The organism is Pseudomonas sp. 21LCFQ010 (assembly GCF_024129905.1).
Taxonomy (GTDB): domain Bacteria; phylum Pseudomonadota; class Gammaproteobacteria; order Pseudomonadales; family Pseudomonadaceae; genus Aquipseudomonas.
In genome coordinates this window covers 1-12,018 of the sequence record NZ_JAMYDZ010000039.1, presented here as the reverse complement: position 1 = coordinate 12,018, position 12,018 = coordinate 1, and the positions used below count along the sequence as shown (strand labels likewise).

The window sequence follows — 12,018 nt, the reverse complement described above, 5'->3', positions numbered from 1 at the left end:
TTGGTGATGAAAGTTCGTGCATCGGTGAAAAAGCTGTGCCGTAACTGCAAAATTATTCGCCGCGAAGGTGTTGTTCGAGTAATTTGCAGCGCGGAACCACGTCATAAGCAGCGCCAAGGCTGATTGTGAGCTGTGCTTAAGCCCAGCAGCTAGTGTGCTGCTGGGTTGATTAATTGTTACTACAGCGATATTATCTCGCGCCCTATTTCTTGGCTTCCGGGGCGTAGGTAGCTGTCAACTGGAGTCCCACTGAATGGCCCGTATTGCAGGCGTTAACATTCCAGATAACAAGCATACTGTTATCTCGCTGACCTACATCTATGGTGTTGGTCGCACTACTGCACAGAAAATCTGTGCAGATGCCGGCGTAAACCCGGCTGTAAAAATCAAGGATCTGAGCGACGAGCAGATCGAACAGCTGCGTGGCGAAGTGGCGAAGATCACCACTGAAGGTGACCTGCGTCGCGAAATCAACATGAAAATCAAGCGCTTGATGGACTTGGGCTGCTACCGCGGTCTGCGTCACCGTCGCGGTCTGCCAGTACGCGGTCAGCGTACCAAGACCAACGCACGTACTCGCAAAGGTCCGCGTAAGCCGATCCGCAAGTAATCGCTCCAGCGTTTCGACAGGAAATTAGTCATGGCAAAACCTGCTGCTCGTCCTCGTAAAAAAGTTAAAAAGACAGTGGTTGATGGCATCGCCCACATCCATGCGTCTTTTAACAACACCATCGTCACCATTACCGATCGTCAAGGTAACGCCCTGTCCTGGGCTACCTCCGGCGGTTCGGGTTTCCGTGGTTCGCGTAAGTCCACCCCGTTCGCTGCTCAGGTAGCTGCCGAGCGTGCTGGTCAAGCCGCGCTGGAATACGGTCTCAAGAACCTCGACGTCAACGTCAAGGGTCCAGGCCCAGGTCGTGAGTCCGCTGTTCGCGCTCTGAACGGCTGTGGCTATAAGATCGCCAGCATCACCGACGTGACACCAATCCCGCACAACGGGTGCCGTCCGCCGAAGAAGCGCCGCGTGTAATCCAGGAGACTGTAAGAAATGGCTCGTTACATTGGTCCAAAATGCAAACTTGCTCGTCGTGAAGGCACTGACCTTTTCCTGAAGAGCGGTGTGCGCGCACTCGAATCCAAGTGCAACATCGAAGCAGCCCCAGGTATCCACGGCCAGCGCCGTGGCCGTCAGTCCGACTACGGCACCCAGCTGCGTGAAAAGCAAAAAGTACGTCGTATCTACGGTGTTCTCGAGCGTCAGTTCAGCGGCTACTACAAGCAAGCCGCTAGCAAGAAAGGTGCAACCGGTGAAAACCTGCTGCAACTGCTCGAATGCCGTCTGGACAACGTTGTATACCGCATGGGCTTCGGCTCGACTCGTGCTGAATCCCGTCAACTGGTTTCGCACAAGTCGATCAGCGTCAATGGTCAGACTGTAAACATTCCTTCGTACCAAGTACGTGCCGGCGACGTTGTTGCTGTCCGTGAAAAGGCGAAGAACCAGCTGCGTATTGGCCAGGCTCTTGAACTGTGTGCCCAACGTGGCCGCGTAGAATGGGTAGACGTAGACACTGAGAAGAAGTCGGGCGTTTTCAAAAGCGTTCCTGCTCGCAGTGATCTATCCGCCGACATCAACGAAAGCCTGATTGTCGAGCTCTACTCCAAGTAAGGGCTAGAAAATAGGTGCATCCATGCAGATTTCGGTAAATGAGTTTCTGACACCACGTCACATCGACGTTCAGGTTGTCAGTCCAACCCGCGCCAAGATTACGCTCGAGCCTCTCGAGCGTGGTTTCGGCCATACCCTGGGCAATGCGTTGCGTCGCATCTTGTTGTCCTCCATGCCCGGCTGTGCAGTAGTCGAGGCCGAGATCGACGGTGTACTCCACGAGTACAGCGCGATCGAAGGTGTACAGGAAGACGTCATTGAAATCCTGTTGAACCTCAAAGGCCTGGCTATCAAGCTGCACGGTCGAGACGAAGTTACGCTGACCTTGTCGAAAAAGGGTTCGGGGGTGGTTACCGCTGCCGATATTCAGCTGGATCATGATGTCGAGATCGTTAACCCCGATCACGTAATCGCTAACCTGGCGTCCAACGGCGTCCTGAACATGAAGCTCACCGTAGCTCGTGGTCGTGGTTATGAGCCGGCCGACTCGCGTCAGAGCGATGAAGACGAAAGCCGTAGCATTGGCCGTCTTCAGCTGGACGCTTCGTTCAGCCCGGTCCGTCGTATCGCATACGTGGTGGAAAACGCCCGTGTCGAACAGCGTACCAACCTGGACAAGCTGGTTATTGATCTGGAAACCAACGGTACTCTGGATCCTGAAGAGGCTATCCGCCGTGCTGCAACCATTCTGCAACAGCAGTTGGCTGCGTTCGTCGACCTCAAAGGTGACAGTGAGCCTGTTGTAATCGAACAGGAAGACGAGATCGATCCGATCCTGCTTCGTCCGGTTGACGATTTGGAACTGACCGTGCGTTCGGCCAACTGCCTTAAGGCGGAGAACATCTACTACATCGGTGATCTGATTCAGCGCACCGAAGTAGAGCTGTTGAAAACTCCGAACCTGGGCAAGAAGTCCCTGACTGAAATCAAGGACGTTTTGGCCTCCCGCGGTTTGTCACTCGGCATGCGCCTCGACAACTGGCCGCCGGCAAGTCTTAAGAAGGACGACAAGGCCACGGCCTGATCGTCGTAATCACCGAACGCGAGTTTGGTAAGGAATGAACCATGCGTCATCGTAAAAGTGGTCGTCACCTGAGCCGCACCAGCGCGCACCGCAAGGCCATGTTTCAAAACATGGCAGTGTCGCTGTTCGAGCACGAGCTGATCAAAACTACCCTGCCAAAAGCCAAAGAACTGCGCCGCGTTGCCGAGCCGCTGATCACTCTGGCCAAGGAAGACAGCGTTGCCAACCGTCGTCTGGCTTTCGACCGTACTCGTTCGAAGTCCGCTGTAGGCAAACTGTTCAACGATCTGGGCAAGCGCTATGCAACCCGTCCGGGTGGCTACCTGCGTATCCTGAAGTGCGGTTTCCGCGCTGGCGACAACGCGCCAATGGCGTACGTCGAGCTGGTTGATCGTCCAGTCGGTGCTGCTGCTGTAGATGCCGAGTAAGACGTCAGTCTGATCACAAGAAACCGGGCCTAGTGCCCGGTTTTTTGTTTTCTGTACATTGGTAATTGCTATCAACGTTTAACAAGCAATCAATTTACCCTTGTAACGAATATGGACAATACTCTTCCTCAAGCCGTTTAAACGGATGCTTCAATGCCTGAGGAGGATTACCGATGAGCCAGACCAAGACCCTTACCACCGCAAGCGGCGCACCTGTTGCTGACAACCAGAACTCTCGCTCGGCAGGCCCTCGCGGTCCATTGTTGCTCGATGATTTCCACCTGATCGAGAAGCTCGCGCATTTCAACCGTGAGAACATCCCTGAGCGCCGTGTACACGCCAAAGGCTCGGGCGCGCATGGCACCTTTACGGTTACCCGCGACATCACTCAGTACACCAGCGCCAAGCTGTTCGAAGCGGTGGGCAAGCAGACCCCGATTTTCCTGCGCTTTTCTACTGTCGGTGGCGAGCGTGGCTCGGCCGACACAGAGCGTGACCCACGCGGCTTTGCGCTGAAGTTTTACACCGAAGAAGGCAACTGGGACATCGTCGGCAACAATACGCCGGTGTTCTTCATTCGTGACCCGCTCAAATTCCCGGACTTTATCCACACCCAGAAGCGCTTGCCGCAAAGTAACCTGAAAAGTGCGCAGATGATGTGGGACTTCTGGTCGCATTCGCCTGAGGCGCTGCACCAGGTCACTATTCTGTTTTCCGATCGCGGCATCCCGGACGGCTACCGGCATATGCACGGCTTCGGCAGCCATACCTACAGCCTGATCAGCGCTGCCGGTGAGCGGCATTGGGTGAAATGGCACTACAAGACCAGACAAGGCATCAAGAACCTCGCACCGGCCGATGCTGCGCGCATTGCCGGTACCGATCCTGACTACGCACAGCGCGATCTGTTCGAAGCCATTGAGCGCGGTGATTTCCCGAAATGGCAGGTCTGCATCCAGATCATGACCGAACAACAGGCCAATCAGCATCACGAGAACCCGTTCGACGTGACCAAGACCTGGTCGCAGAAGGAGTTCCCGCTGATCGAGGTCGGTGAGCTGGAGCTGAACCGCAACCCGCTGAACTATTTTGCCGAGGTCGAGCAGGCGGCATTTGGACCGAGCAACATGGTTCCAGGCGTTGGTCTGTCGCCAGACCGTATGCTGCAAGGCCGCGTGTTTGCCTATGCCGACGCGCATCGCTACCGGGTAGGCACCAACCATCAGCACCTGCCGATCAATGCGGCCAAGAGCCCGGTGAACACCTATCAGCGCGATGGCGCCATGGCCTATGGTGACAACGGTGGTGCTGCTCCGAATTACGAGCCCAACAGCTATGGTGATGCCCCTAAGCAGGCGCCGCGTTACGCTGAGCCGGCGCTGGCGCTCAGTGGCGCTGCGGACCGTCATGATCACCGCGAGGACACTGACTACTACAGCCAGGCCGGCAAGCTGTTCAACCTGATGAATGATGAGCAGAAAGCGTTGCTGATCAACAACATTGCCGGCGCCATGGCCGGGGTCAGCAGCGATGTTGTGCAGCGCCAGCTACAGCACTTCTACAAGGCTGACCAGGCTTATGGTGAAGGCATTGCCAAGGCGTTGGGTGTAACCGTTAGCTAAGTAATAGTGATAAACAGAACCGCCCTCATTTGGGCGGTTTTTCGCTTCTTGATAACCGATTTTCACTGCTTTTTATCGTTTTATTGCGCGAATGGCCGTGACCTCAAGAGAGGCTTGGTTCAAACTACAGCCTTTCTGTAGGGAGTAGTTTGGCGATGCAAGGCCATCCAGACGTCATTGATTACCTCAATACTTTGCTCACCGGCGAACTCGCTGCGCGTGACCAGTATTTCATTCACTCGCGCATGTACGAAGACTGGGGCTTCACCAAGCTCTACGAGCGCATCAATCATGAGATGGAAGAGGAGGCACAGCACGCCGATGCGTTGATGCGCCGGATTCTCATGCTTGAAGGCACCCCGCGCATGCGCCCGGACGATCTGGATGTCGGTACGACTGTACCGGAGATGCTGGCCAGCGACCTGCGCCTGGAATACAAAGTGCGTGCTGCGCTGTGTAAAGGCATTGAGCTGTGCGAAAAGCACGGTGACTACATCAGCCGCGACATCCTGCGCCTGCAACTGGCCGATACCGAGGAAGATCACACCTACTGGCTGGAAAAACAGCAGGGCCTGATCAAATCCATCGGCCTGCAGAACTACCTGCAGTCGCAGTTCTGACAGGCAGCAAATCATTAAAAAGCCCCTGCACATTGCTGTGACAGGGGCTTTTTTATTGGACTGAAAGCTATAAGCGGCAAGCTGCAAGAAAGTGCGGTGTTGCTTCTGCTTGCAGCTTGTAACTTGAAGCTTGTAGCTGCCCTCAGGCGCGATCACGCTCCAGCAACGGCTTGAGATAGTGGCCGGTATGCGATTGCTCCATGGCCGCCACGTCTTCCGGCGTACCGGTGGCGATGATCTGGCCACCGCGTGATCCACCTTCAGGCCCCAGGTCGACCAGCCAGTCTGCGGTCTTGACCACATCCAGGTTATGCTCGATTACCACCACGGTGTTGCCGTGGTCGCGCAGGCGATGCAGCACGTCGAGCAACTGCTGGATATCGGCAAAGTGCAGGCCGGTGGTTGGTTCATCAAGGATATACAAGGTCTTGCCCGTGTCGCGCTTGGACAGCTCGCGTGACAGCTTGACCCGTTGTGCTTCGCCGCCGGACAGCGTGGTTGCTGACTGACCCAGCTTGATATACGACAGGCCGACGTCCATCAGGGTTTGCAGCTTGCGCGCCAGAGCAGGTACGGCATCAAAGAACTCGCGGGCATCCTCGATGGTCATTTCCAGCACCTCGTGAATGTTCTTGCCCTTGTACTTGATCTCCAGGGTTTCGCGGTTGTAGCGCTTGCTCTTGCACACATCGCAGGGCACGTAGATGTCCGGCAGAAAGTGCATCTCTACCTTGATCAGGCCGTCACCCTGACAGGCCTCGCAGCGTCCGCCCTTGACGTTGAACGAGAAGCGGCCGGGGCCATAACCCCGCGAGCGCGACTCCGGTACCCCGGCGAACAATTCGCGAATCGGCGTAAACAGCCCGGTATAGGTCGCCGGGTTGGAGCGCGGTGTGCGGCCGATCGGGCTCTGGTCGATATCCACCACCTTATCCAGATGCTGCAGGCCGTTGATGCTGTCGTGAGCAGAGGCTTCCAGCGTCGTGGCACCGTTGAGTGCAGTGGCGGCGAGGGGGAACAGCGTATTGTTGATCAGCGTCGACTTGCCCGAGCCGGATACGCCGGTCACACAGGTCAGCAGGCCGATCGGAATTTCCAGATTCACGTTACGCAGGTTGTTGCCGCGTGCGCCTTTTAGGGTCAGCGACAGCTTCTTGTTGCGCGCTGTGCGTTTGGCCGGGACTTCGATCTTCACTCGGCCTGACAGATATTTACCGGTCAGCGAGTCGGGATGCGCCATGACTTCGGCAGGCGTGCCTTCGGCAACGATCTGCCCGCCATGTACGCCGGCGCCAGGACCGATATCCACCACGTAATCGGCCAGGCGGATCGCATCCTCGTCGTGCTCGACCACGATCACTGTGTTGCCGATATCGCGCAGATGCTTGAGGGTTGCCAGCAGTCGGTCGTTATCGCGCTGGTGCAGGCCGATCGACGGCTCGTCGAGGATGTACATGACCCCGACCAGGCCGGCGCCGATCTGGCTGGCCAGACGAATACGCTGCGCCTCGCCACCCGACAGTGTGTCGGCGCTGCGGTCCAGGGTCAGGTAGTCCAGGCCGACGTTGACCAGAAATTGCAGACGCTCGCAGATTTCCTTGAGAATTTTCGCGGCGATCTCACCGCGCCGGCCTGTCATGGTCAGCCCGGCGAAATACTCGGCAGCGTCGCCAATCGGCATATTGGTCACGGCGGGCAGGGTCCGCTCACCGACCCACACATGCCGGGCTTCGCGGCGCAGGCGGGTACCACGACAGTCCGGGCAGGATTGGGTGCTGAGCAACTTGGCCAGCTCTTCGCGTACGGTGGCCGATTCGGTCTCCCGATAACGACGCTCCAGATTCGGCACGATGCCTTCGAACGGGTGGGCGCGCTTGACGATATCGCCGCGGTCATTGAGGTAGCGGAAATCGACACTCTGCGTGCCGCTGCCATTGAGCAGCACCTTCTGGATATCGGCTTTCAACTCCTTGAACGGCACCTCCAGGCTGAACTTGTAGTGCTGGGCCAGTGAGCCAAGCATCTGGAAGTAATAGACGTTACGTCGGTCCCAGCCGCGTATCGCCCCCTCGGCGAGGGTCAATTCGGCATTGACCAGGCGCTTGACGTCGAAGAACTGTTTGACGCCCAGACCGTCGCAGCTTGGGCAGGCGCCGGCCGGATTGTTGAAGGAAAACAGCTTGGGCTCCAGCTCGCTGATCGCATGACCGCAGATCGGGCAGGCGAAGCGCGCCGAGAAGATCATCTCTTCGCCTGGCTCGTCATCCATCGGTGCGACCCAGGCAATGCCATCGGCCAGTTGCAGGGCGGTCTCGAACGATTCGGCCAGGCGCTGCTGCAGGTCGCCACGCACCTTGAAGCGGTCGACCACCACATCAATGGAGTGCTTCTTCTGTTTGTCGAGTTTGGGGACTTCATCGAGTTCATACAGGGTACCGTCGACCCGGGCGCGGACGAACCCTTGTGCACGCAGCTCTTCGAACACCGACAGGTGCTCGCCTTTACGCTCGCGCACCACCGGGGCCAGCAGCATCAGTTTGCGGCCTTCAGGTTCGGCCAGTACCAGATCGACCATCTGGCTGACGGTCTGGGCCTCCAGCGGTATATCGTGGTCCGGGCAGCGCGGCTGGCCGACCCGCGCATACAAAAGGCGCAGGTAGTCGTAGATTTCGGTGATGGTGCCGACGGTTGAGCGCGGGTTGTGTGAGGTGGATTTCTGCTCGATGGAGATGGCGGGCGACAGACCTTCAATGGTGTCGACATCGGGCTTTTCCATCATCGACAGGAACTGCCGGGCATAGGCCGACAGCGATTCGACATAACGGCGCTGGCCTTCGGCATATAGCGTGTCGAACGCCAGCGAAGACTTGCCGGAGCCTGACAGCCCGGTGATAACGATCAGCTTGTCGCGAGGAAGGGTCAGGTCGATGTTCTTCAGGTTGTGGGTCCGAGCCCCACGAATCAGGATTTTATCCACTGCGGCCTCGCTGGCGGGCATAAACGACGGAGTATACGGCCCCACGCCATTACGCGGCAAAGCGCCGCGTATGTGCCGTACCTCGTTGGGACTGGTAGAATCGCCGCCGGTTCACACGAGGTTTTTCCATGCAAGACTCCCATAGCGAACGCATGAGTGGTGCCGAGACCCGCGCGGCGGGCGGGCTGGCGCTGGTGTTCGCCTTTCGCATGCTCGGCATGTTCATGGTCCTGCCGGTGTTGTCCACCTATGGCATGGACCTGGCGGGCGCTACGCCGGCACTGATCGGCCTGGCCATTGGCGCCTATGGCCTGACCCAGGCCATTTTGCAGATCCCGCTGGGCTTTATCTCCGACCGCATCGGCCGACGCCCGGTGATTTACCTGGGGTTGCTGGTATTCGCGCTCGGCAGCCTGGTGGCTGCGGGGGCCGATTCCATCGAAGGGGTGATTGCCGGTCGTGTGTTGCAAGGTGCCGGGGCGATTTCAGCCGCCGTCATGGCCTTGCTCTCGGACCTGACCCGGGAACAGCACCGCACCAAGGCCATGGCCATGATTGGCATGACCATCGGCCTGTCGTTTGCCATTGCCATGGTGATAGGCCCGGTGCTGACCAGTGCATTCGGCCTGTCCGGTCTGTTTCTTGCCACCGGCGCCATGGCGCTGCTGGGGATCCTGATCGTGGCGTTCATGGTGCCCAGGTCTTCGGGGCCGTTGATGCATCGAGAGTCCGGGGTCGACAAGGCAGCCCTGGGCGCGACCTTGCGCCATCCAGACCTGCTGCGTCTGGACCTGGGAATCTTCGTCCTGCATGCCATGCTGATGTCCAGTTTCGTGGCCTTGCCGCTGGCGCTGGTGGAAAAGGCCGGCCTGCCCAAGGAAGAGCATTGGTGGGTGTATCTCACGGCGCTGCTGGTGTCGTTCTTCGCCATGCTGCCGTTCATCATTTATGGCGAAAAGAAGCGCCGCATGAAGGCCGTGCTGATTGGCGCTGTTACGGTGCTGATGCTCTCTGAAATATTCTTCTGGGCTTTTGGCGACACGCTGCGAACGCTGGTGATCGGCAGCGTGGTATTCTTCACCGCGTTCAACCTGCTGGAGGCCACACTGCCATCGCTGATCAGCAAGGTTTCGCCGGCAGGCGGCAAAGGCACGGCCATGGGGGTGTATTCCACCAGCCAGTTCCTCGGCTCTGCGGTCGGCGGAATCATGGGCGGCTGGCTATTTCAGCAGGGCGGGCTGGACGTGGTGTTTCTGGGCTGCGCAGCGCTGGCGGCCATCTGGCTGGTCGTTGCCATGAGCATGCGCGAGCCGCCTTACGTGACCAGCCTGCGCCTGCCGCTGTCGCCTGAGGCACAGCGAGAAACAGGCCTGGCACAACGCCTGAAGTCCGTACCGGGCGTAACAGATGCTGTGGTGGTTGCCGAAGAGGCGGCCATCTATATCAAACTTGATACAAAACTATTGGATCGCGCGTCGCTCGAAAAGCTGGTCAACAGTCCAGCCACTCAAACGTGTGAAGTCTAGGAGAACGTTATGGCCCGTGGGGTTAACAAAGTCATATTGGTCGGTACATGCGGCCAGGATCCCGAAGTCCGTTACCTGCCTAACGGCAACGCCGTGACCAACCTGAGTCTGGCTACCAGTGAACAATGGACCGACAAGCAGAGCGGCCAGAAGGTCGAGCGTACCGAATGGCACCGCGTCTCGCTGTTCGGCAAGGTCGCGGAAATTGCCGGCGAGTACCTGCGCAAAGGCTCGCAGGTCTACATCGAAGGCAAGCTGCAGACTCGCGAATGGGAAAAAGACGGCATCAAGCGTTATACCACTGAAATCGTCGTCGACATGCAGGGCACCATGCAACTGCTCGGTGGCCGTCCGCAGCAGGGCGACAACCAGGGTGGTGGCAACTACGGCCAGTCGCGCCCGCAGCAGTCACGTCCGGCTCCGGCGCCACAGCAGTCCTACGATCAGTCGCCGCAGCATCAGTCTTACGACCAGTCGCCACAACAGTCGTACAGCCAGCCGCAGCGTGAGTCGCGACCCGCGCCAAAACCGGCTCCGCAGCCGGCGGCCGACTTCGACAGCTTCGATGACGATATCCCGTTCTAGCAGTTACCTTAGACTTTTTTGTAAAGTTTAGGCCCAGAGCCCCCGCATTGCGGGGGCTTTGTCGTTTTTGCGCTGTAAAAAAATTGTTGACCGAGTTTCGGTAGTCTCCTACCTTGAATTTAAGTTAAGAATTCGGGGTGGTTATGAAGCTGTCGATTCGTAGGTTCACGGGCAATCAGGGAGAGCGATTCGCCATGCTGGTGGACGAGTTGGGAATGCCTCTCTTCTACCCGGCGCTATTCGTGACGTGCATGCTTCGAGGCGGTGGCCTTGCTATCAATACGATCATCAACGCGTTGACAGCGATAAAGGCGATGTACGCCTGGCAGGATTACTATGGCCTTGAGCTAGAGTCGCGCTTTAAGCGGAGCGAGCTGCTTTTGCCAAATGAGATCCACTCGCTCCGCGACTTCATGCAGATTCCCCTGGCGCCTGCTCAGCAGCTTTCCAGCAACGTTCGCGCAATCAAGCAGAGTGTCCGAGTGGTGAGCTCTGAGAGCCAATACTCTCGGATGTCGGTGATCGCAGAATATCTGAAATTCCTTGCGGGCAGGCTTCACCCCCACACTGAAGTCAGTAGTGCGGCCATTGCCCAGATGTCCCAGGCGATCAAGGACAACAGGCCCAAGAAGGACACTAGGTCTAACACTGATCGAGAAGACAACTACCTGGATGAGGAGGTTCTGGCTGCTGTTACTGATGCTCTGGAGCCTGGTTCAGAAAAGAACCCTGTTTTCGATTACGCCGTGCAGGTGCGGAATTCCCTGATGTTCGTGATCCTGAGGGCCACGGGCATGCGAAGAGGTGAGTTGCTCAACCTCAAGGTCGAAGATTTTTCGTTCAACAAAAGAACCGTCAAAGTCGTCAGGCGCCCTGACTCCAGGTTTGATCCCCGCTTGTATCAGCCTCTTGCTAAAACGCTAGGCCGGACGATTCCTCTCAGCAACGATATTTCAGATGCAGTTATGCTCTATATCCAAAAATTTCGTACTGAGGTGCCGGGGTCAAATAAACACGGTTACCTATTTGTGACCCATAAGGCTGGTCGTTTTCAAGGCCAACCTCTGTCAAATTCTGGATTCGGTAAATTCATGTCACAACTTGCGGCGTCGGCTTCAGACTTCAAAAGTATTCATGCTCATGCCCTCAGGCACCATTGGAACTATGACTTCTCTAAAATCATGGATGCAAATGGAGTGTCTCCCGAGAAAGAGCAGCAACTCCGCGCCAAGCTCTTGGGGTGGACTCAGACATCCCAGATGCCTGCTAGGTACAACAGTAGGCGCATCAAAGAGCAGGCGGGTATTGCAGTGGTTGCAATGCAAGAGAGAGTTCTCGGTAAGAAAAATCAAAAGCTGGGAGAGGGTGAATGAGAGTCAGCATCGAGAGCTTACTGAGTTCAGATAGGTTTTTATCTAGAGACGGGTATGAGCTTTCTAGGGAAACTCCGAACAAGTTGCCCATCAGCCGGAAATGGACGGCTTGAGGATGCCGAAAGGCCCGATTTTCAGCCGCTGATTATTAGATAACCAAGGCAACGCCTTGGTTATCTGCCCTCACGGGCGCA

Annotated in this window: 12 protein-coding genes; 11 read left to right on the top strand and 1 reads right to left on the bottom strand. The window is 57.2% G+C overall.

Going from position 1 to position 12,018, the window contains the following annotated elements:
- Positions 1 to 6 precede the first annotated feature (6 nt).
- The 8 genes from rpmJ (at position 7) to bfr (ending at position 5,363) form a co-directional block, all read left to right on the top strand.
- Complete coding sequence (rpmJ, locus tag NJC38_RS27295; protein ID WP_002555468.1) at positions 7 to 123, top strand: 50S ribosomal protein L36; 117 nt, start codon at positions 7 to 9, stop codon at positions 121 to 123.
- A 130-nt stretch (positions 124 to 253) separates the two neighbouring features.
- Positions 254 to 610 carry a 30S ribosomal protein S13 gene (gene rpsM, locus NJC38_RS27290; protein WP_045484080.1) on the top strand — a complete coding sequence of 119 codons (357 nt, stop codon included), beginning with the start codon at positions 254 to 256 and terminating at the stop codon, positions 608 to 610.
- Between the two features lie 30 nt (positions 611 to 640).
- A complete protein-coding gene (gene rpsK, locus NJC38_RS27285; RefSeq protein WP_002555466.1) occupies positions 641 to 1,030 on the top strand; it encodes a 30S ribosomal protein S11 in 390 nt (129 codons plus the stop codon).
- Between the two features lie 18 nt (positions 1,031 to 1,048).
- A complete protein-coding gene (gene rpsD / locus NJC38_RS27280; RefSeq protein WP_045484076.1) occupies positions 1,049 to 1,669 on the top strand; it encodes a 30S ribosomal protein S4 in 621 nt (206 codons plus the stop codon).
- 22 nt (positions 1,670 to 1,691) lie between these two features.
- Entirely contained in the window at positions 1,692 to 2,693 is a 1,002-nt protein-coding gene (gene rpoA, locus NJC38_RS27275; RefSeq protein WP_045484073.1) for a DNA-directed RNA polymerase subunit alpha, read from the top strand.
- A gap of 41 nt (positions 2,694 to 2,734) precedes the next feature.
- Entirely contained in the window at positions 2,735 to 3,121 is a 387-nt protein-coding gene (gene rplQ, locus NJC38_RS27270; RefSeq protein WP_045484071.1) for a 50S ribosomal protein L17, read from the top strand.
- Positions 3,122 to 3,294: 173 nt separating this feature from the next.
- Complete coding sequence (locus tag NJC38_RS27265) at positions 3,295 to 4,743, top strand: catalase (protein ID WP_253117956.1); 1,449 nt, start codon at positions 3,295 to 3,297, stop codon at positions 4,741 to 4,743.
- Positions 4,744 to 4,898: 155 nt separating this feature from the next.
- Positions 4,899 to 5,363 carry a bacterioferritin gene (gene bfr / locus NJC38_RS27260; protein ID WP_045484066.1) on the top strand — a complete coding sequence of 155 codons (465 nt, stop codon included), beginning with the start codon at positions 4,899 to 4,901 and terminating at the stop codon, positions 5,361 to 5,363.
- A 142-nt stretch (positions 5,364 to 5,505) separates the two neighbouring features.
- Here bfr and uvrA read toward each other — a convergent pair whose 3' ends face one another.
- Complete coding sequence (uvrA, locus tag NJC38_RS27255) at positions 5,506 to 8,340, bottom strand: excinuclease ABC subunit UvrA (RefSeq protein WP_253117955.1); 2,835 nt, start codon at positions 8,338 to 8,340, stop codon at positions 5,506 to 5,508.
- 128 nt (positions 8,341 to 8,468) lie between these two features.
- Between uvrA and NJC38_RS27250 the strand changes: the two genes are divergently transcribed.
- The 3 genes from NJC38_RS27250 to NJC38_RS27240 all read left to right on the top strand — a co-directional run bounded on the left by NJC38_RS27250 (position 8,469) and on the right by NJC38_RS27240 (position 11,824).
- Positions 8,469 to 9,866 (top strand): MFS transporter, encoded by a 1,398-nt coding sequence (locus NJC38_RS27250; RefSeq protein WP_253117954.1) that lies wholly within the window; start codon positions 8,469 to 8,471, stop codon positions 9,864 to 9,866.
- A 9-nt stretch (positions 9,867 to 9,875) separates the two neighbouring features.
- Entirely contained in the window at positions 9,876 to 10,451 is a 576-nt protein-coding gene (locus NJC38_RS27245; RefSeq protein ID WP_045484060.1) for a single-stranded DNA-binding protein, read from the top strand.
- A 143-nt stretch (positions 10,452 to 10,594) separates the two neighbouring features.
- Positions 10,595 to 11,824 carry a site-specific integrase gene (locus NJC38_RS27240; protein WP_253117953.1) on the top strand — a complete coding sequence of 410 codons (1,230 nt, stop codon included), beginning with the start codon at positions 10,595 to 10,597 and terminating at the stop codon, positions 11,822 to 11,824.
- Positions 11,825 to 12,018: the final 194 nt, after the last annotated feature.

What these genes read in the sequence shown, in the direction of transcription:
- rplQ (WP_045484071.1), top strand. Translation starts at nt 2,735, where the DNA reads ATGCGTCATCGTAAAAGTGGTCGTCACCTGAGCCGCACCAGCGCGCAC.
- NJC38_RS27245 (WP_045484060.1), top strand. Translation starts at nt 9,876, where the DNA reads ATGGCCCGTGGGGTTAACAAAGTCATATTGGTCGGTACATGCGGCCAG.
- rpsK (WP_002555466.1), top strand. Translation starts at nt 641, where the DNA reads ATGGCAAAACCTGCTGCTCGTCCTCGTAAAAAAGTTAAAAAGACAGTG.
- NJC38_RS27250 (WP_253117954.1), top strand. Translation starts at nt 8,469, where the DNA reads ATGCAAGACTCCCATAGCGAACGCATGAGTGGTGCCGAGACCCGCGCG.
- rpmJ (WP_002555468.1), top strand. Translation starts at nt 7, where the DNA reads ATGAAAGTTCGTGCATCGGTGAAAAAGCTGTGCCGTAACTGCAAAATT.
- rpsD (WP_045484076.1), top strand. Translation starts at nt 1,049, where the DNA reads ATGGCTCGTTACATTGGTCCAAAATGCAAACTTGCTCGTCGTGAAGGC.
- bfr (WP_045484066.1), top strand. Translation starts at nt 4,899, where the DNA reads ATGCAAGGCCATCCAGACGTCATTGATTACCTCAATACTTTGCTCACC.
- rpoA (WP_045484073.1), top strand. Translation starts at nt 1,692, where the DNA reads ATGCAGATTTCGGTAAATGAGTTTCTGACACCACGTCACATCGACGTT.
- rpsM (WP_045484080.1), top strand. Translation starts at nt 254, where the DNA reads ATGGCCCGTATTGCAGGCGTTAACATTCCAGATAACAAGCATACTGTT.
- NJC38_RS27265 (WP_253117956.1), top strand. Translation starts at nt 3,295, where the DNA reads ATGAGCCAGACCAAGACCCTTACCACCGCAAGCGGCGCACCTGTTGCT.
- NJC38_RS27240 (WP_253117953.1), top strand. Translation starts at nt 10,595, where the DNA reads ATGAAGCTGTCGATTCGTAGGTTCACGGGCAATCAGGGAGAGCGATTC.